Origin of the sequence: Microbacterium sp. NPDC019599 (assembly GCF_040632175.1) — a bacterium.
In the GTDB taxonomy this organism is placed as follows: domain Bacteria; phylum Actinomycetota; class Actinomycetes; order Actinomycetales; family Microbacteriaceae; genus Microbacterium.
On sequence record NZ_JBEYBL010000002.1, the window covers coordinates 106,977 to 125,403 of the forward strand.

Sequence of the window (18,427 nt, forward strand, 5' to 3'; positions counted from 1 at the left end):
CTCGCCATGCTGACCGCTGTCGCCGGCACGGTCTTCATCGCGGCTGGGGCGTTCTGGCTGTCGTTCACGTCGCTCAGCGACCTCGCGCGACGCTCCGGACTCGGCGCCGACCAGGCGTGGGCCTGGCCGCTGATCGTCGACGGGATCATCGTCGTGGCGACAGTCGCGGTCGTCGTGCTGTCCGGGACTCGGGGCGTCTGGTATCCGTGGATGCTGCTCTTCGCGGGCGCACTGATCTCCGTTACCGGAAACGCCTTGCATGCGGTCGTGACCACCACATCCGATGTGCCGCTCGTTGTGGCGGCCGCCGTGGCGGCAGTTCCACCCCTGGTGTTGCTTGCCATCACCCACCTCACGTCTGTGCTCACGCGTCACGCCGCACGGTCCGCCTCGCTCGAGACAGCGGCCGAAGCCGAGAACGTGTCGGCCGTATCCGTCGACGAAGCACTCGAGCTCGGCGTCATTGCAGGCGAGGAATCCGCCGCCCTGAACAAGGCCGGCCCCAATGACGCCGCAGAGCTTCGCGCGTCCGGATGGTCCAACCGAGCGATCGCCCACCGCCTCGGCGTACACCCGTCGACAGTCGGCCGATGGCTGCAGGACCGCGTGACCGCGGCCGGACCACAGAACGAACTCACCGAGAGGAGTTGAGCGTTGAACGCGACACGCAACAGCTTCGAAGACGGGACCCTCAAGCCGCTGACCGAGAGTCAGGCCCTCGAGATGCTCACCGAGGAGGATCACCCACACCTGAGCCGGTTTGATCGTGCTGCAACAGAACACCGACTTCGCGAGAACCTCCGCCCGGCGCATCGAGTCACATGGGTGCGCATGTCGGATCTGCTCAGCGCCGGAACCGGACGCATCGCCGGGCGCGGCATCGACATCGAAGCCGAACTCTCCCGACGGCTACACCACCCGATCGAGGTCACGCGTCAGGCCATTCGGAACCGCAGCGCAGCACTGCCACCGCTCAACGCGTTCGGTCGCCGCCGCTCCCGCACCACCCGCGACACGCTCGGACGGAGCTGATCACGAATGTCCTCCAACCAGAACTCGTCCACCGAGGCGATCGCCGAGAACGCCGTGCGCACCTTCCCTCAAGGAGGTGCCGCGATGCAGCAAACAGGCCAGGCCAAGATCACAACGTTCAAGGACCCCGAAGGGCTCCGAGCCATCCTCGATCGCATGAGCAGCGACGACGCCGCGACATGGCGATCGGACCGTGAGGTCGCGGACCTCATGAGCTACGCCGCATCTCGATATGCCGCGCTCGCTCGAAAGCACGGTCTGGATCCGTGGGAGGCAGCCGCCGCCGCGTTCGATGCCATGCGCGCCCCCTCAACCCGCCGCGCCGAGGATCCCTGGGCCATCGTGACGCGCGCCGTGCAGGTCACGTGCATCGCTGAGGAGCGAGCACACGGGCTGCTGTGCTCGGTTCATCAGGCGCGACGGCCTCGCTACTCGGTCTTCCACGACGCGGAGCGCTTTAGCGACCGCGACAACCCGCTGGCGGACTATCACCCGGCCTTCCGGGTTCAGTCGCCGCAATACGATGTGCTCGAGCAGTCTGACGGTGTCCAATCCGCGATGGAGGACGCCAGCGCGCTGTTCGCGCTGGTGGGGTGGCCCGCCGACACAGCCCGTTCCGGTGTCGAGTACGTCTGCGCGCGCCTCGCGGACGCGACCTCGCGACCGGCCGCCTTCGAGCAGCTCCGCCGCGACCACGCGGCTCGCGCGCTGCTGGACGTCCCCCAGACGGCGTGGCGCGCGATGCTTCGGGCACTGCTCGGCTGCCCCGATCCCGCGCAGGAACACACTGCGGCAGGTCGCGGCATCCTTCTCCGTCTTCTCATCGGCGAGTCACTGGAGTCGCTGCTCCACGACGACCGCCTGCTCGCCGACCTTCTTCAGGCTGTGCCCTGCCGACGACCATGAAGCAGCAAGGGCACATCGAGCTCGAGCGGTCCGTCGACTCCATCCGCGTCGGATCGAGGCACCGGGTCGACCTCGGAGACATCGACGCCCTGGCCGAATCGATCGAGCAGCAAGGGTTGTTGCAGCCCATCACGGTCACCCCCGAGGGGGTCCTCGTCTGCGGCGCCCGCCGACTCGCCGCACTTCGGCAGCTCGGGGTCCGCAAGGTCAGCGTCTGGGTGCGCGCCGGGATCTCCGATCGGCTCACGCAGGTGCTCGCCGAGCAGGACGAGAATGCACAACACAAGCCGCTGTCGCCGACCGAGGGAGCCGCGCTGTATCGCGAGTGCAAGACGCTCCTGGCAGAGGATGCGGCGCGCCGCCAGATCGCGTCCCGCTTCGGCGCAGCCGCCGACCTCGGCGAGAGAGACGGTGCCGTTACGCTAACGGCACCGTCGAAGCGGAACGACGGAGATACTCGAACTCAGGCCGCCTTGCTGGTCACCGGGCGACGCGCGTTCACGACTCTCGAACGCATCGGGCGCTTGCAGGACATCGCAGCGGACGAGGCGCTGCCCGCCGAGGTTCGCCGGCGGGCGCAAGAGGGGCTCGAGGCTGTGGAGAACGGCGCTCCGGTGCTCCCCGCCTTTCGCCAGGTAAGCGAAGACCAGGTCCTCGCGGAACTCGACTCCGTCGCGCACTCCGCCATTGAGACCGATGAGGCTCGAGGCGCCGCAGACGAGGCGGCAGCACGAATCCGGGTCGGCGTGGCGCCCTCATGGGGCGAAGACCCGAAGCAGTTCGCTGCGAGGGCGCTGAGCCGGTCCAAGACGGTCGACGCCCCGAAGAGCCCGCGGCCGAACGCCGCGGCCGCCGAGCTCAAGCGGTTCGTCTACACATGGGATGACCTCGCCGAGTGGTGGGAGCGGTTCGACCCGTCCGTCCTCGCGGCAGGCCTCACCGACGACCAGTGGCGCCGCTTCGAGGCAACGCTCGAAGGCAGCCTTCGCTTCGCTGATCGCGTCCGCGAGATGCGGGACGACAGCGCATCGACCTCGCAGCGCGCCAGCTGACCACTGACTGCGGCAGGCTGCGCGCACCTCTTCGTCGACTCCTACCGCGACTCGACGGGATACCTCTCATGCATGCGCAACGCCGACGCCGGATGCTCATCGCGACGGTGATGGCAGGTGCCAGCATCCTCGCCCTCCTGATCACGATCGGCGTCTACGGTCTCATCCTCGGACCAGCATCCGTGCAGCCCCAGGCGGCACCGGCCGCGGCCTCGTCAGTGGCATCCGGGGCGCCGCCTATCGCCCAGCCGCGGCCTGTGTCAGCGGGGACCGACTCGGAGACGTTCGCTCGCGCCGCAGCGATGACCGTGTTCCGCTGGGACACCCGCAGCCCAGCGGGACCATCCGAGTGGGCGCAGATCCTCATGGACGTCGCAGACCCCGAGGAGGCCGCAGGGCTCGCCTCCGACATCCGCGGGTACGTGCCCTCCATCGAGCAATGGGAGCAGCTCAAGGTCTACGGAACCCGCCAGCGGCTCGCAATCGACTCCGCCTACGTTCCGGACGCGTGGACGACCGCCTTGGCGCAGGCTGCGCCCGGTCAACTCCCACCCGGCGCTGTCGCGTACACCATCAGCGGCCAGCGGCATCGTGACGGGATGTGGGATGACGAGCCGATCGCGACGTCCAGCGCTGTGACGTTCACGGTGTTCATCGCCTGCCCGCGCAGCCAGGACTGCCGGCTGCTGCGGCTGTCGCGCCTGAACGAGCCGCTCGAGTGACGCGATGGCGAAGCTCCTCAGCATCCTTCTCGTCCTCGTCCTCGCTTTCCCGTCGGTCGGTCTCATTACTGTCGCGACACTCCTCAGCCCCGCAGTGGTGTCGTGCTCGATCAGCAACCTGATCGTAGGCCCGATCCCCGAGTCGCTGACCGCCCGAACGCGCGATGGCGACAGTGTCACCCTCAACCGGCAGCAGCTGACGCATGCCGCCACGATCATCACCGTCGGCGGGCAGACGCTCGGTGTCGGTCGACCAGGAGTCGTCGTCGCGCTGATGGCCGCCCTCACCGAGTCCACGCTCCGGATGCTGTCGAACTCGAACGCGTACCCTGAGTCGACGACCTTTCCGAACGACGGAGATGGGTCCGACCACGACTCGCTCGGGCTCTTCCAGATGCGGCCCGCAGCCGGGTGGGGCGCCGTCTCCGAGCTGATGGACGCGACGTATCAGACCCACGCGTTCTACGGCGGCCCGTCCGGACCCAACGGCGGCTCACCACGCGGGCTCCTCGACATCGCCGGCTGGCAATCGCTCGACCCAGGCGTCGCCGCGCAGTCCGTGGAAGTGAGCGCGTACCCCGATCGGTACCAGAACTACCAGCCCGTGGCCGAGGCGATCCTTGATGCACTCACTGCGGGGCCCCCCGGCGCTACCGTCGGTAGCGTCCGCGTTCCCGAGACGACGCGGGTCGTCTTCCCGCTTCCTGCGGGGACTTACACCGATACCTCGAGCTACGGGTGGCGCACGGACCCGTTCACCGGCAGACGGACCTTCCACGAGGGCAGCGACCTCGCCGCCGACGGCGGAACCCCGATCCTCGCCATCGCCGACGGCGTCGTCACCTTCGCGGGCCGCCGCGGTGGATTCGGCAACCTCATCATCATCGAGCACACCGTCGACGGAGAACCGGTCGCCTCCCACTACGCGCACATGTGGGATGCCGGCATCCACGTCGTCGCGGGCAGCACCGTCACGGCAGGCCAACACATCGGCGATGTCGGATCTTCCGGTCGCTCGTCAGGGACCCACCTCCACCTCGAGATCCACCCCGGCGGGTCGGGACATCCACCGGTGAACGCCATCGACTGGCTCGCCGAGACCGGCGCTGAAGGCCTCGAGAACGGGGCGCTCGTGCCAGCGGGCTGCGTCGCGACCGGATCATGAGCATGGGCGTCTTCCCTGACTTCGGCGCTGTCGGCGGTGCCAACCAGCTTCGCGAGGTTGTGGGCGCGTTGATGATGATCGCGCTCATCACTTCAGTGCTCATGCTGATCGTCTGTGCTGTGACGTGGGCGTTGGCGGCGGGGAATGGGCACTATCAAACCGCGGCTCGGGCGCGGCTCGGTGTCTGGATGGCCTGCGGCACGGCCCTGTTCGCGGGCGCTGGCGTCGCGTTGGTGAACTTCCTGCTCGGCGTCGGGGCGGATCTGTAGGTCGGTCCGGCCCGGCAGGGAGCCCGGGTGCTCCTCTCCTTCGACACCCCATCGTCGAGCGAGGAGCACGCCGTGATCGACATCGACCCGAACGCCACGGGCCTTCCCGGCATCGAGCAGCTGCGCGTCATCGTCGGCGCGGTCATGACGATCGGCCTGATCCTGAGCGTTCTCGCTCTGATCGTCTCGGCGATCGTGTGGGGTTTCGGCGCCAACTCGTCGAACCCCCACCTCGCCTCGCGCGGCAAGCTCGGCGTGATGGTCTCTTGCGGTGCGGCGATCATCTGCGGCGCCGCAGTAACCCTGATCAACTTCTTCTGGGGCGTCGGCCAGACGGTCTGATCGGCCGCTCGAAGTCAGGCGAACCGCGATGAGCGTCTGCGAGGTGCCGGTGATCGCCACCGTGTGCGACGCGGTAGGCGAGGGCACAGCATCCCTGATTGCGGCGCCCTTCGATTGGCTCGCCTACGCGATGGGATCGGCCGCCGCGTGGCTGTTCGAGGCGGTGTGGAGCGCGTTCGACAGCACGACGCTCATCGACGTAAAGGCGCCGGGATATGTCGAGGTGTTCAACGTGCTCTTCGGGGTCGCCGTCTTCGTCACGCTCGTCTTCTTCTGCTTTCAGCTCATCACCGGGCTGGTGAGGCGCGATCCGAGTGCGCTTTCGAGAGCCGCGCTCGGCCTGGGGAAGGCAATCTTGGGCTCGTTCATCGTCATCTCGCTCACGGGCCTGTTACTCGAGGTCACGGATCAGCTCGCGATCGGCATCGTGCAGGCAACTGGCAACACCATGGCCGGCATCGGCGACCGGATCGCGCTGCTCGTCGCGGGCCTCGCGACGATGAACATCGTCACGCCCGGCGTCGGCGCAATCGTCACGATCTTCCTCGCTGGGCTGGCCATCAGCGCTGCCGCAATCGTGTGGTTCTCGCTGCTCATCCGGAAGGCACTCTTGCTGGTGGCAGTCGTCTTCGGTCCGATCGCACTCGCCGGCGCGACGTGGGATGCGACGAAGGGATGGTTCGGCAAATGGACGGCCTTTGTCGTCGCGCTGATCCTGTCGAAGCTCGTTCTGGTCGTCATCTTCTTGGTCGCGGTCGCGCAGGTCGCGGCCCCCATCGATGCCGATCTGGCGTCGATCAGCGATCCCATCGCGGGGATCGTGCTGATGTTCATCGCGGCTTTCGCGCCGTACATCACGTACAAGTTCCTCAGCTTCGTGGGCGTCGACATGTACCACGCGATGTCGAGCGAGCAGGAGGCGAAGTCCTCGCTCAACCGGCCGGTGCCAGTTCCGACAGGACCGATGGCGGGAAACGCTGCCAAGATCCTCGGCGCGACGGGGCAGGGGGGTGCGGGCGCGACCGGCGGTGCAGCGCCGGCTAGTGCCGGTGGTTCTGCGGGGGCGGGTGCTGCATCGGCGGGTGTGGTGGGTGCCGGGATCGCGGCCGGCGCCGCTGTCGTCCATGGTGCTGCGACGGCGGGCCCGAAGGCCGGTGGTGCGATCGCGGGCGCCGCCGATGCGCAGACACGAGACGTCGGCGGCTCAGCGACACCGAGCCAGCGCGCCGTTGGCCGCGTGCATGAGGCGCCTATCGGCGTGGCCGCACCCGGGCACCACAACTCCGCTCCCCGGCCTCCGGTGCGGATTGCGCCTCGACAGGGAGAGACAAGACCATGACCCGTCAGGAATCGAGCTCTGGCTTCCAGCCGGTACCCGTGCAGTTCTCTCGGCTGAGCCGTCGCGGCATCCTGCTCGGGCTGTCCCTTCCGCAGCTCATCGCCGTGTCGTTCGCGCTGTTGACGATCGTCGTGGCGCTGTACACCTCGGGCGCCGAGGCTGTGATGTGGACGGCGCCTGTCTGGGGGTCAGCGATCCTCATCGCGACCGTCGGCGTCGGCGGCCGCAAGCTCGTCGAGTGGACGCCGGTGATCATTCTGTGGTCGCGGCGAGTGCTGTCTGGGCAACTGACCTATCGAAAGCCGATCGAGCGTCCGCGTCCCGCAGGGACTCTGGCGCTCCCGGGCGATGCGGCCCGCCTGCGTGAGTGGGTGGACCTCGAGTCGGGCGCAGCGATGATCCACGATCCGCATGCACAGACCCTGACCGCGGTTCTCACCGTGTCGCACCCGGCGTTCGTGCTGCTGGATCCCGTCGAGCAGCATCGGCGCGTCGCAGGGTGGGGCCGCGTGCTCGCGGGCGCATGCCGGTCTGGCCGCATCTCACGCCTTCAGGTTTCCGAGCGGACCCTGCTCGACTCGGGAACGGGACTGGACGAGTGGTGGGATCGCCACGGCGTGGACGACGGCACCTGGGCTTCGCAGACCTACCGGGAACTGATCGACCGCGCGGGGCCGGCCGGTGAGCGGCACGCGACGACGATCAGCATCGCCCTGGATCTGCAGGCCTCCGCCCGACAGGTTCGCGCAGGCGGTGGTGGGATGCGGGGGTCTGCGAGCGTACTGCGCCAAGAGATGTCCGCACTCACCGCTGCGCTTCGAGCGGCCGACCTCGGCGTCGGGGACTGGCTCGGCCCGGGCGATCTCGCCGCGGTGCTGAGGTCGGCGTACGATCCCGCCGCGAGCCTCGGCCTGGAGCGGCATCCCTCGATCGGAAGGTCACTCGCCGACGCAGGCCCCGTCGCGGTCACCGAGAGCTGGGACGGGTTGCGCAGCGACACCGCGCACCACGTCGTGCTGTGGATCAGCGAATGGCCGCGCTCGCAGGTGTTCCCGGGCTTCCTCTCACCCCTTGTGCTGTCCAACGGCGTGCTGCGCACTCTGTCGCTGCACTACATTCCGGTGCGATCCGATCACGCCGCGCGCGACATCCGCCGGAAGAAGACGGAGCTGATCAGCGACGCTCACCAACGTCGACGCATCGGACAGATCGAGGATGCTGCCGCGACAGCGGAGTTCGAAGATGTGCTGCAGCAGGAGGCTGACCTGACCGCAGGGCATGGCGTGTTGCGCACCATCGGCATGATCAGTATTTCCGCGCCGACACAGGCCGAACTCGATGTGGCCGTGGCAACCGTCGAGCAGGCGGCGATCCAAGCATCGTGCGAGACGCGCCGCCTGGTCGGCCAGCAGGCGCAGGCGTTCGCGGCCACGGCCCTTCCTCTTTGCCGGCCCACGTGAGTCGGCGTGCGTGCACATCGAGTGATTGGAGAAGGCGATGGACAGTGATGAAGCAACACGTAGTGCGGCTGCCGCCGCGTCGACCGCGATGAAGGGCTTCGCGCAGTCGACCATCACGGTGGACAACCCTGCCGATCTCTACCCGTTGATCGGTGAGCTTCTCGGCTCTCTTCGCTCGCTCGTGCAGGTGGCGGACCAGCTGGCGCACGCCCACATGCGGCATCGCGGCCGTGCTCGTCTGGATGACGGGGATGCCACTCTCGGCGCGCACGAGGCGGATGGCGCCACCTGGGCGCTCGTGCGAGCCCGCGAACTCCTCGACGCGGCCGAGCACGCCACCGACCTCGCCTCCCAGGATTCAAGCCGGATCGCGTGGGTGCCGGCGGAGCGGAACGAGCGATGGGTGAGCGTTGTCTTCCTCCAGGGCGCCGAGGCAGACGAGCCACTCAACCTCCTCGACCGGTCGGAAGCATCGGCGGCGATTCGATACCTCGCGCAGTGGGACTACGGGGACGAGACCACGGAGGCGGCGCTCGTGAACGGGTATGTGTACGAGGGGATCCCCACGTGCGCGACCGACCGCGCGGTCGAGGACAAGGCGTCTGGGTACGCGGTCATCCATAACCCCACGCTGGGCTATGTCTCCCTCCTTCGCCGCTTCCCGCAAACCTCTGACGAAGCCGCCGCTCCGTCGGCCGCCGTGGCGCCGGCGACACCCTCGCGGTCAGCGGCCCTCCACCCGTGGTTCTCTTCGCGTCGAAGCGGCGACCGGTCCGTCGTGAGGAGCGTCGCACTGTGAAGAGCGATGGACAGCTGCATGCCAGCACGCTGATCAATCCGCACGGTGAGCGCCGCCGCCAACGTCGGGGACGGGAACGCGCCGCGGCTCGTATCGAGGCCGACGCGCGCAAGACCTCGGCTCGACAGGCGAAGGAGCAATCGGCAGAGGAGCGCGCAGAAGCGCGAGCGGCGGCGTATCTGCCCGCCGCGGGTGAAACGGGGCCGGCCGCCCTTCGAACGCCGGGCCGTCTCCGGCTTCCGAAGCATCAAGACACCTCGGCCACGCTGGCCGGCCATTACCCCTTTCTCGCCGAGGCAGGGCTCGGATCCGCAGGCGTCTTCGTCGGGCAGGACCTCTACTCCGGTGGCTCGTTCGTCTACGACCCCTGGGTCCTCTACCAGCGCGGACTCATCACCGCACCCAACGTCGTCCTCGCGGGCATCGTCGGATCCGGCAAGTCCTCGCTCGCCAAGTCTCTGTACACCCGCTCGCTTCCCTTCGGCCGCCGCGTATACGTGCCCGGCGACCCGAAGGGCGAGCACACCGCCGTCGCCGAGGCCGTCGGCGGCCGCGCCATCATCCTCGGCCACGGGCTCCGCAACCGTCTCAACCCGCTCGACGAGGGCCACCGCGCATCCGCACTCACCGACGCCGAGTGGACAGCACAGGTCGCGTCCCGCCGCCGCGACCTCATCGGCGCCCTCGCCGAAACCGTCCTCGAACGCTCCCTCACACCCCTCGAGCACACCGCGATCGACCTCGCCCTCACCGACGTGGTCCGCGGCTCAGATGTGCCGATCCTGCCCATGGTCGTCGACCGCATCCTCTCCCCCACGAGCGCAGACGACCGCGAGCGACGAGTCGCAGAAGACGGCCGCCTCGTCGGGCACGCGCTGCGCCGACTCGTCGCCGGCGACCTCGCGGGACTGTTCGACGGCCCCTCCACCGTGCGATTCGACCCGAGCCTGCCGATGGTGTCGCTCGACCTCTCCCGCGTCGCCGAGAACTCCACGCTCGTGTCCGTCCTGATGACCTGCTCATCGGCGTGGATGGAATCGGCACTCGCCGACCCGAAGGGCGGACAGCGCTGGGTCATCTATGACGAAGCCTGGCGCCTCATGGCCTACCCCGCACTGCTGCGCCGGATGGACGCCCAATGGCGCCTGGCACGCCATTTCGGAATCGCCAACATGCTCGTGTTCCACAAGCTCTCCGACCTCGACAACGTCGGCGACTCGGGCTCCGCCATGCGCGCCCTCGCATCCTCACTGCTGGCCAACGCGGAAACGCGGATCGTCTACCGGCAGGAACCCGATCAGCTCGGGTCCACCGCCGCCGCTCTCGGCCTCACCCGCACCGAGATGAACCTGCTGCCGTCGCTCAGCACCGGGCAGGGCCTCTGGCGCGTGAAGGACCGCAGCTTCGTCGTGCAGCACCAGCTGCACCCGGACGAGCTCGCTGTCTTCGACACCACCGCCCGAATGACGGCGGCCTGACCGCAGGCGCACCCGACGCACCTGCCCGACACAAGGAGGCATTCGTGTCCCACTCGTTCTCCGCGGACCGCCTCGCCCGCATCAGCCTGGCCGCCGCATCCGAACCCGGCGACACCGTCACCGGAACCCTCATCGCCCGCATCGGCGCCGTCGAAACCCTCGCCCTCGTCACGTCCGACACCGCCCTGCCGGCGGCGATCGACCCCGCCGAGGGAAGCCTTTGGCGACGAAGGCTGGCACCACGCCTTGACCCGGGTCAGGTGGAGCGCATCCGGAACGAGATGGACCGCCGCGCGCTCACCATGCTCACCACCGAAGACCTGGCGTGGCCGGCTGAACTCCAGCAGCTCGGCGCGCAAGCGCCCCTCGCTCTCTGGCTGAGCGGACAGCCGAGCCGGCTCGAAGGCGCCACCGCGAGCCGCATCACACTCGTCGGCGCCCGCGCCGCCACCAGCTACGGCGAGCACATCACGATGGAGCTCGCCGCCGATCTCGCCTCCCAAGGCCGCATCATCTACTCCGGCGGCGCCTACGGCATCGACGGCGCCGCCCACCGCGCAGCCACCATGGCGCACCCGGGGTCGACCGTCGCGGTCCTCGCGAGCGGACTGGACCGCTTCTACCCCGTCGGCAACCAGCAGCTGTTCGAACGGATCCAGGACTCCGGCGGCCTGCTCGTCAGCGAACTCCCGCCCGGTTCCTCCCCGACGCGCTGGCGCTTCCTGCAACGCAACCGCATCCTCGCCGCCCTCAGCGGCGCCACGATCGTCGTCGAGGCCGGCTACCGCTCGGGCTCCCTCAACGTCGCCACCCAAGCCCACGCCCTGGGCAAGCCGATCGGCGCCGTACCCGGGCCGATCACCAGCCCCGCCAGCGCCGGCTGCCACCGGCTCCTCCAAGAAGGAATCGCGACGATCGTCACTGACACCCGTGACGCTATCGACCTCCTGGATTCCACGAACAGCAGCGCGCCCGACCGGCCCTTCACCTACGCCACCGCTACTCGGCGACCGCTTCGGATCGAACCGGACCTCAGCCTGTGAACCTTCCGCGCAGCCTTCTCCGACGGGCGACACCGTGAGCGCGCCGAAGGCATCCGCGAGCTACGGGGACGAGCTCACCAACCTCGGGCTCGGCATCCTCATCGTCGGCGCAGCCCTCGCCGTCCTCCTCCGCGGGGCGGGCTCCGCGGCAGCTTGGCTGACGGGTGTCGGCGAGCCGGCGGGTGGGATGGATGCCGGGCTCGCGGTGCTGCTCAACGCGGGCGACCCCGGCACCGCGCTGCAAGCGCCTGGGCTCAACCCCGTCGCCTACTGGATCTGCGCAGGCGTACTGCTCGCCGCTGCCGCGGGCGCCGGCATCCTAACCTGGCGACTCATACGCGGCGGGCAGCGCCGAACGAGGATCAACCCGCACAGCATTGAGGGGATCGCCGGACGCGTCGACGTTGAGAAGGCCGCATCGCGCAAAGCACTCATGCGGCGCGCCGCTCACCTGCGGCCCTCTCTCACGAAGGCGATGTCGAACGACGTCGGCTACCTCATCGGCCACGCCCGGTCGACCGCGGTGTGGGCGAGTGTCGAGGACTCGATCCTCGTCATCGGCCCACCCCGCTCCGGCAAAGGCGCGCACCTCGTCATCAACGCCATCCTCGACGCCCCCGGCGCCGTCGTGACCACCTCCACCCGCCCCGACAACCTCACCGCCAGCCTCCGCGCACGCGAACGCCGGGGGCCGGTCGCGGTCTTCGATCCGCAGCAGCTCGCCGAAGGCGTCCCCGCCGGTCTGCGCTGGTCCCCGATCCGCGGCTGCGAGAACCCCCTGACCGCAATGATCCGCGCCGCCGGCCTCGCCGCCGGCACGGGCCTCGCCGCCGGCGGCGTCGAGGCCGGCGGGTTCTGGGAGGCAAAGACCCGCACCGCCCTGCAAGCGCTCCTCCACGCGGCCGCGCTCGCTCACCGTCCGCCGAGCGAGCTCTTCCGCTGGACACTCGACCCTGCCGCCGCATCCGACGCCGTCGCCATCCTCATCAACGATCCACGGGCGGCGACAGGATGGGCCGACTCACTGCAGGCAATGCTCGAGTCCGACCCTCGAACGCGGGACTCGATCTGGCAGGGCGTGTCCCTCGCGCTGGGCGCTCTCGCCGATCCGCGCGTTCTCGCCGCCGTCTCGCCGGCAGAGGGCGAATCGTTCGACCCCGAATCCTTCCTCCGTAGCAACGGCACCCTCTTTCTTTTGGCCACCGGCGCAGGAGCGAACAACTCCGCAGCCCTGGTCGCCGCGTTCGTCGAAGACGTCGTCGAGTCTGCGCGGCGTCTCGCCGCCCGCAACCCCGGCGCGCGCCTCGATCCCCCGCTCCTGCTCGCGCTCGACGAGATCGGAAACCTCGCACCCCTCCCCTCGTTGCCGACGCTGATGGCGGAGGGGGGCGGCACCGGAATCACCACGATGCCGGTCCTTCAGTCGCTGACGCAGGCCCGCTCGAAGTGGAGCGACAACGCCGCCGGCGCGATCTGGGATGCCTCCATCGTGAAGGTCATCCTCGGCGGTGCGTCCAACTCACGGGACCTTCAGGACCTGTCCACCCTCATCGGTGAACGCGACGAGACCACCGACTCCGTGACCGTCGGGGAACGCGGCTCACGCTCCTCGCAGCGGTCCGTCCGGCGCGTCGCCATCATGCCGCCCGATGTCATCCGCACGCTGCCGTTCGGCACCGGGCTGGTGATGTTCCGCGCTGCGCCGCCCATCGTCACCAAGTTGCGAACCTGGACATCGCGACGCGACGCGAAGGCTCTGCTCGCGGACCGCTCAGCGCTCGAGACACTGCTGCGACAGCATCCCGGGCTCATCGAGGCTCCGGCACCCGCGGAGCACGATCCAGCGGAGTGACCGCATTCGCCCACACCCAGGCCCTCAACTCCTTCTCACCGACTTGGAACTGCACACCGCACGCCACGTCATTCCACACGACAACCGTCCCCTCCACTCGCATCGCGTGCGGACCGAACCGCACCCACGCGCTGCAGGGCTTGGGCTGAGGGTCCCGGGTTTCAGGCAAGGTGTCGGCTTGACGCTCGTGCGGAGTCAGGGACTGCAGCGGATGCTCGGAGGCGATGCGGGCGAGGATCCGGTCGTCCATCAGCCGATCGAAATGCTGCTCGTAGCGCTTGTTCGTGCCGATGGTCGAGCTCCTTCCCCGGCCGAGGATGAGGATACGGCCTGCCGACGACATCGCGCCCTCAGCCGGGAACGTCGCGCGCACCTACTCGGTAGAGCGGATCATCGGATCCGCCCCGACGCAAAGGAACAGTCCGATGGCTCTTCACACCCAGCAGTCCATCTCCGGCTTCATCGCCTCGGAGCCGCAGCAGACCGTCACCGAGAACGGTGACACGCGCTTGTACGTCCGGATCGGGCAGCCGCACTTCCGGCGTAACGAGGACGGCAGCTTCACCGAGCTGGAGCCGAGCTTCCACGACATGGTCGCCTATCGCGCCACCGCCGAGCGCGCGCTCACCCGCTTCGCCAAAGGCGACAGCTTCATCGCCGAGGGCTACACCCGAACTTTCCCGGTCGAGCGCGACGGCCAGGTCGTCGAAGCCGAGGAGTTCGTCGCCAAGAAGCTCGGCCACGACCTCGCCCGCACCAACTACGACGTCTACCGGGGCCGGCGATCGATCGCAGCCGAACGCGAAGCGCCGCTGCGCCAGGTGTCGACGCCCGAGCCCAAGAGCGCCGTCGCCAACGCGCTCGGGTTCTGACACGTACCGGTGTCGCGGGCATGTTGGGCCCCTCCGGCTTCGACCAACCGGAATCTACGTACAGAGACGAAGGATCCGACGACGGAGACGGACCGGCGACGGCCGGCCTGCCCCGCCCTGTCAACTGGAACCTCCTCACCGCGGAGCAAGCAGAGGTCGAATGGATCGAGCTCAACAAGTGGGTGAACTGGCTTCGCCGCACCTACGGGCTGCCAGCATCAGTTGTCCCTCCGTTCTGGCATCGGCACCCTGAGCTGGTGTGGGAGTTATCGGCCTTGCACCTTCATTGGCTCTGCGCATACGACCCTGACCAGCACGCGTCGGCGCCGATCGGCTGGCACCAGGACTTCGCCGACGCACGCCAGCGCCTTCACGACTGGGTCGCGATCGCGGGGACACGACTCGACAAAGATCGGCCCACTCGCCTAACGTCCTGGCCAGGTGAGCCCTCAACTGAGGCTGTCGAGGATGTCGTGATTCCACACCGCGACGAAGACTTCGTGAGGTTTGTGCTGGAAGATGTGATGAGCCGACGCGAGGCGGAGGAAGCCTTCTACCGCAGGCAATTCGCGTAGCGGCGCCGTTCCCTTCGCCGTCAGACAGCGACTACCGGCGATACCGAATCCGGCGGAGCGCTAGGAAGGCCACCAGGCCAACGACCGCCAACCCGAGTAGCGCAGTACCGACAATCAGCGCACCTCCTCCTGTTCCGCCCGACTCGCCTGCGGCGGTCACGGAAGCTTCCTTCGACGGAGCAGGGTCGTGTGCAGTCGGCTCGGGGATAGGGGCCTCAGTCGCCGCGAACTCGGGGGTCGCCGTTTCTACAGTCGCCACGAACGCCGCCGAAGCAGCTTCTGGCGAACGCATCTCCACCACAATCTGCCAAATGCCAGGGGCTTCAAGTGGCGTGGGCGTCTCCCAGACTCCGGGGCCGAGCACCGAGCGCGCCATTCTCACGGGTCCCCACACGCCGCCATCATTGGACTGCCCCGTCGCCACCAACTCCGCCTCGTCCTCGAACGGATGGGCGTCCTTCTCATATACGACAGTGGCGACCACCCGTCCGGATCCGTCCTGAGAGGGAAAGATCACGATCGGTCCACCGTGCGCAACAGCAGGGTGTGATGTTGCGAGGACTCCTAGAAATCCGATCAGAATGGCGATCAGCCAATGCCGAACGGCGCAGTGGCTCCGTTCGCAACCCACCCTCATACGGGCTTGCGCATCGATCATCTGCTGCAAGCCAATCGCGCCATCGAAGTGAACTGAGGCCACCCCACCGTCCAAATGTTCTTGAAGTCCACGTGGCTAGCGCACCCCGATCGTTGCGAAGTACGTTTGGCCGTCGTCCAGCTGTGCTCCGATGCGCCAGTAGTAGCCCGCTCCGGTGACCTTCCAGTTGTACTGGTAGAGACCGCCTGTGTAGCGGAAGGCGGACCCGGAATCGGTGGTGGCGGAGGCGAATTCGACGGCGCTCAACGGCGCAGTTGTGGCGGATCCCTTGACGGGCGCCAGCCACTTGGGCGCGGTGTTCGTCTGGACGACGCGGCCCTGGGCATCGAACAGCATGAAGTGAACGGGGAGGGTGCTGCCGGACTTATAGATCCCGACGACCGGGAGAGCGGGGTGGACGTCGATGACTGGGGGCAGGAACCCGAGGAAGAAGTAGACGACCCGGTAGGTGCCGGTGACGGTGCTCTTGTTGCCTGCCTCATCGGTCGCGACCGCGGTATAGGAGAAGGTGCCCACGCCGTTGGCGGTTCCACCGGTGACGGTGACGACGCATCCGACGACGCCCGAGTGGCTGTCGGTGGCGGTGCAGGATGCGGTCGGCACGGCGCCGAGCATGAAGATGCCCCCTTCGACGCTGACGTCGGCTTTGCGGAGTTGCGGCTTCTCGCGGTCGATCTTGATCCCGCTGATGCTCGCCGACGCGGTGTTGCCGGCGCGGTCGGTCGCCGTTCCGCTCGCATTGTTCGCCACGCCGTTGTCGGACAGGACCAGGTCGTCCGGGCACGCCGCGATCCCGGACAGCGCGTCGGCGCAGGTGAAGTGGACCGTGACGGGGGTGGTGTACCACCCGTTCGCGCCCAGCGTGCCACCGGTGATCGTCGGGGTGATCGTCGGAGCGGTCTTGTCGATCCGGACGGTGACGGTGTCGGTGCCGACGTTGCCGGCGACATCGGACGCCGTCCCGCTTACCTCGGTCCCGCTGGTCTGGCCTGTCAGGGTCTGGTCGGCGGTGATGCTTCCGGGCAGGATGCCGGAGCCGGAGTCGTTGTCGCGCGCGTCGAAGTGCACGGTGACGTCGGTGGTGTTCCAGCCGTTGGCGTTCGGCGCGGGGCTGACGACGTGGGTGACCGTGGGGGCGATCGCGTCCCAGAGCAGCTCCGTGGACTTGGGCTCCTCTCGGTTCCCGGCCCGGTCGACGGCCCAGTAGCTGATCGTCGCGCCGCCGGTGCCGTCAATCGGCACGTCGACAGTCGCCAATGCGGCGGGAACGATCTGCTCGGCGCTTTGACCGATGCGGTAGTGGATCTCCTGGATGCCCGACAGCCCGGCCTGGTCGGCGGCGGTCAGCACGACGGTGGCCGTCGAGCCGGTGCAGTACCCGTTGGTGCGCACGCACTGGTTGTCGATCGTGGTGCTCGGGGCGGTGCCGTCGATGTTCAGCCCGGTCACGGTCGCGGTCGCGGTGTTGCCGGCCAGGTCCGACGCGGCCGCGCTGGTCACGCTCTGGTTCGCCCCATCGCCGGAGATCTGCGTGCTGGTCGGGCACTCCGCAACGCCGGACAGCACGTCCTGACAGCTGAAGTCGACCAGGACGGCGTCGCGGTACCAGCCGGCGCTGTTCGGCGCGGTCGTGGTGGCGCCGGTCACCACCGGCGCGGTCCGGTCGATCTTGATGCCGGTGACCGTGGCGGGCGCGCTGACGTTCCCAGCCTTGTCGGCGACGGTGACCGGTCCCGCGGTCAGGTTGACGCCTTCGCCGGTGACCGTGGTGGACGCCGGCTGCGTGGCAGGATTCAGTCCCGACAGCGCGTCGTCGCCGGTCCATTCCACGACCGCGTCGCCGTTCAGCCAGCCCGCGGCGTTGGGCCCGGTGGTGAGCGCGCCGGTGAGGGTGGGGGCGGTCTTGTCGATGTTGATCGGCCCCGCCACGGTGCTGGAGTGGTTGCCGAGGAGGTCGACGGCGTCGCCCGGGGCGGTCTGGCCGAGGCCCTCGTTGGTGAGCGTCACATCGCCGGCGCAGCCGGCGACGCCGCTGTCATCGGTGCAGGTGAACCGCACCGACACGTCGGTGTTGTTCCACCCGAACGCGTTGGCAGCAGGCTCCACCCTCGTGGCGATGTCCGGGCCGGCGGTGTCGCAGTTAACCGCCAGATAGGCCGCTTCATAGGTCGTCGGCTTCGGGACCCCGTTGATCGTCTTCGTCGCGACGATTGTCGCGACTCCCGCTGCCAGGCTCTTGCCGGTAGCCGAGAACGTCAGGTACGTCGGCGCTCCCGCGGCCAGCTGCGCGACGCTCTTGTCGCCGAGGGTCGTCGTCACTTGGACGTCCGCGGCGACCGACTCTTTGTTGAGGACGTAGACGGCCAGCACCGGGGCACCGTTCGTGCACTGCGCCTTCGCGTTCACCGCGACTGAGGTCGTCGCCGCGCCCCCGATCGGGTAGGACAGCGTGATTGGAGCGCTCGGGGGTGACGACGGAGACGTCCCGGCGGCGTTCGTGGCGGTCACCGCGAAGGTATACGACTTCCCGTTCACGAGACCGTCGATCCGGCAGGTCAGCTCCGTGGTCGTCGTGCACGTCCGGCCGCTCGGCGTGGCCGTCGCGGTGTACTGCAGAATCGGTGACCCGCCGTCGTCCGCCGACGCCGGCCACGTCACGCGAGCGGCCTTGTCCCCGGTGATGACCGTCGCGCCCGCGGGGGCGCTCGGAGCCACGGCCGCCAGAGCGCCACCCCCAGTCAGCGCAACATTGCCCGCAACGAGGACGGCGATGACTGCCAGCGATGCCACTGCTCGTTGGCGGAGGGATGAGATGGCGGCCATGGCGACACGTCCTCGTGGTCGAATCAGACTTCGGAATGGA

The 18,427-nt window shown here is 68.5% G+C and carries 19 protein-coding genes and 2 pseudogenes; 17 read left to right on the top strand and 4 right to left on the bottom strand.

Annotated elements, in window-relative coordinates; all coding sequences use genetic code 11:
- Nucleotides 1-6: 6 nt before the first annotated feature.
- The 15 genes and pseudogenes from ABZ477_RS03955 (at nt 7) to ABZ477_RS04025 (ending at nt 13,459) form a co-directional block, all read left to right on the top strand.
- Nucleotides 7-651 (top strand): DUF2637 domain-containing protein, encoded by a 645-nt coding sequence (locus tag ABZ477_RS03955; RefSeq protein ID WP_360128219.1) that lies wholly within the window; start codon nt 7-9, stop codon nt 649-651.
- A gap of 3 nt (nt 652-654) precedes the next feature.
- Nucleotides 655-1,032, top strand: a complete 378-nt coding sequence (locus tag ABZ477_RS03960) for a hypothetical protein (protein ID WP_360128222.1) — start codon at nt 655-657, stop codon at nt 1,030-1,032.
- 6 nt (nt 1,033-1,038) lie between these two features.
- The gene (locus ABZ477_RS03965) at nt 1,039-1,938 is read left to right on the top strand and encodes a hypothetical protein (RefSeq protein ID WP_360128225.1); all 900 of its coding nucleotides are present in this window, start codon (nt 1,039-1,041) and stop codon (nt 1,936-1,938) included.
- Nucleotides 1,935-2,180 (top strand): annotated as a pseudogene (locus tag ABZ477_RS03970) (ParB N-terminal domain-containing protein); the annotation flags it as partial. The gene ABZ477_RS03965 and the pseudogene ABZ477_RS03970, both read left to right, overlap by 4 nt.
- A 9-nt stretch (nt 2,181-2,189) precedes the next feature.
- The gene (locus tag ABZ477_RS03975) at nt 2,190-2,990 is read left to right on the top strand and encodes a hypothetical protein (RefSeq protein ID WP_360129850.1); all 801 of its coding nucleotides are present in this window, start codon (nt 2,190-2,192) and stop codon (nt 2,988-2,990) included.
- A gap of 68 nt (nt 2,991-3,058) precedes the next feature.
- Nucleotides 3,059-3,712, top strand: coding sequence for a hypothetical protein (locus tag ABZ477_RS03980; RefSeq protein WP_360128228.1), 654 nt, complete (start codon nt 3,059-3,061; stop codon nt 3,710-3,712).
- A gap of 4 nt (nt 3,713-3,716) precedes the next feature.
- Nucleotides 3,717-4,877: a M23 family metallopeptidase gene (locus tag ABZ477_RS03985; protein ID WP_360128231.1), complete on the top strand. Its 1,161-nt coding sequence runs from the start codon at nt 3,717-3,719 to the stop codon at nt 4,875-4,877.
- A 2-nt stretch (nt 4,878-4,879) separates the two neighbouring features.
- Nucleotides 4,880-5,146 (top strand): DUF6112 family protein, encoded by a 267-nt coding sequence (locus ABZ477_RS03990; protein WP_360129793.1) that lies wholly within the window; start codon nt 4,880-4,882, stop codon nt 5,144-5,146.
- A gap of 72 nt (nt 5,147-5,218) precedes the next feature.
- The gene (locus ABZ477_RS03995) at nt 5,219-5,488 is read left to right on the top strand and encodes a DUF6112 family protein (RefSeq protein ID WP_360128234.1); all 270 of its coding nucleotides are present in this window, start codon (nt 5,219-5,221) and stop codon (nt 5,486-5,488) included.
- A 28-nt stretch (nt 5,489-5,516) separates the two neighbouring features.
- A complete protein-coding gene (locus ABZ477_RS04000) occupies nt 5,517-6,827 on the top strand; it encodes a conjugal transfer protein TrbL (RefSeq protein WP_360128237.1) in 1,311 nt (436 codons plus the stop codon).
- Nucleotides 6,824-8,287, top strand: a complete 1,464-nt coding sequence (locus tag ABZ477_RS04005) for an SCO6880 family protein (RefSeq protein WP_360128240.1) — start codon at nt 6,824-6,826, stop codon at nt 8,285-8,287. The genes ABZ477_RS04000 and ABZ477_RS04005 overlap by 4 nt, the downstream gene beginning before the upstream one ends.
- A gap of 25 nt (nt 8,288-8,312) precedes the next feature.
- On the top strand, nt 8,313-9,086 hold the full coding sequence (locus tag ABZ477_RS04010; protein WP_360128243.1) for a hypothetical protein: 774 nt from the start codon (nt 8,313-8,315) through the stop codon (nt 9,084-9,086).
- The gene (locus tag ABZ477_RS04015) at nt 9,083-10,564 is read left to right on the top strand and encodes an ATP-binding protein (RefSeq protein WP_360128246.1); all 1,482 of its coding nucleotides are present in this window, start codon (nt 9,083-9,085) and stop codon (nt 10,562-10,564) included. The genes ABZ477_RS04010 and ABZ477_RS04015 overlap by 4 nt, the downstream gene beginning before the upstream one ends.
- Before the next feature lie 44 nt (nt 10,565-10,608).
- Nucleotides 10,609-11,607 carry a DNA-processing protein DprA gene (dprA, locus tag ABZ477_RS04020; protein ID WP_360128249.1) on the top strand — a complete coding sequence of 333 codons (999 nt, stop codon included), beginning with the start codon at nt 10,609-10,611 and terminating at the stop codon, nt 11,605-11,607.
- Nucleotides 11,608-11,641: 34 nt separating this feature from the next.
- Nucleotides 11,642-13,459, top strand: coding sequence for a TraM recognition domain-containing protein (locus ABZ477_RS04025; RefSeq protein ID WP_360128252.1), 1,818 nt, complete (start codon nt 11,642-11,644; stop codon nt 13,457-13,459).
- On the opposite strand, the gene ABZ477_RS04030 is transcribed toward ABZ477_RS04025, so the two are convergent.
- Nucleotides 13,416-13,832, bottom strand: a complete 417-nt coding sequence (locus tag ABZ477_RS04030; RefSeq protein ID WP_360128255.1) for a hypothetical protein — start codon at nt 13,830-13,832, stop codon at nt 13,416-13,418. The genes ABZ477_RS04025 and ABZ477_RS04030 overlap by 44 nt on opposite strands.
- A gap of 52 nt (nt 13,833-13,884) precedes the next feature.
- On the opposite strand from ABZ477_RS04030, the gene ABZ477_RS04035 reads away from it, so the two are divergent.
- Together ABZ477_RS04035 and ABZ477_RS04040 are read left to right on the top strand one after the other, a co-directional pair.
- Entirely contained in the window at nt 13,885-14,331 is a 447-nt protein-coding gene (locus tag ABZ477_RS04035; protein ID WP_360128258.1) for a single-stranded DNA-binding protein, read from the top strand.
- A gap of 20 nt (nt 14,332-14,351) precedes the next feature.
- The gene (locus tag ABZ477_RS04040) at nt 14,352-14,906 is read left to right on the top strand and encodes a hypothetical protein (RefSeq protein WP_360128260.1); all 555 of its coding nucleotides are present in this window, start codon (nt 14,352-14,354) and stop codon (nt 14,904-14,906) included.
- A 31-nt stretch (nt 14,907-14,937) separates the two neighbouring features.
- Here the strand turns inward: ABZ477_RS04040 and ABZ477_RS04045 are convergent, their stop codons facing one another.
- From ABZ477_RS04045 to ABZ477_RS04055, 3 genes and pseudogenes are all read right to left on the bottom strand, one after another.
- Nucleotides 14,938-15,390, bottom strand: a complete 453-nt coding sequence (locus ABZ477_RS04045; protein WP_360128263.1) for a hypothetical protein — start codon at nt 15,388-15,390, stop codon at nt 14,938-14,940.
- A gap of 249 nt (nt 15,391-15,639) precedes the next feature.
- Complete coding sequence (locus ABZ477_RS04050; protein ID WP_360129796.1) at nt 15,640-17,934, bottom strand: PxKF domain-containing protein; 2,295 nt, start codon at nt 17,932-17,934, stop codon at nt 15,640-15,642.
- A 111-nt stretch (nt 17,935-18,045) separates the two neighbouring features.
- Nucleotides 18,046-18,387, bottom strand: a pseudogene (locus ABZ477_RS04055) (fibronectin type III domain-containing protein); the annotation flags it as partial.
- Nucleotides 18,388-18,427 lie beyond the last annotated feature (40 nt).

Excerpts from the sequence above, each read along its gene's own strand:
- ABZ477_RS04040 (WP_360128260.1), top strand. The coding sequence starts at position 14,352 with ATGTTGGGCCCCTCCGGCTTCGACCAACCGGAATCTACGTACAGAGAC.
- ABZ477_RS03985 (WP_360128231.1), top strand. The coding sequence starts at position 3,717 with ATGGCGAAGCTCCTCAGCATCCTTCTCGTCCTCGTCCTCGCTTTCCCG.
- ABZ477_RS03955 (WP_360128219.1), top strand. The coding sequence starts at position 7 with ATGCTGACCGCTGTCGCCGGCACGGTCTTCATCGCGGCTGGGGCGTTC.
- ABZ477_RS03965 (WP_360128225.1), top strand. The coding sequence starts at position 1,039 with ATGTCCTCCAACCAGAACTCGTCCACCGAGGCGATCGCCGAGAACGCC.
- ABZ477_RS03990 (WP_360129793.1), top strand. The coding sequence starts at position 4,880 with ATGGGCGTCTTCCCTGACTTCGGCGCTGTCGGCGGTGCCAACCAGCTT.
- ABZ477_RS04000 (WP_360128237.1), top strand. The coding sequence starts at position 5,517 with ATGAGCGTCTGCGAGGTGCCGGTGATCGCCACCGTGTGCGACGCGGTA.
- ABZ477_RS03980 (WP_360128228.1), top strand. The coding sequence starts at position 3,059 with ATGCATGCGCAACGCCGACGCCGGATGCTCATCGCGACGGTGATGGCA.
- ABZ477_RS04005 (WP_360128240.1), top strand. The coding sequence starts at position 6,824 with ATGACCCGTCAGGAATCGAGCTCTGGCTTCCAGCCGGTACCCGTGCAG.
- ABZ477_RS04035 (WP_360128258.1), top strand. The coding sequence starts at position 13,885 with ATGGCTCTTCACACCCAGCAGTCCATCTCCGGCTTCATCGCCTCGGAG.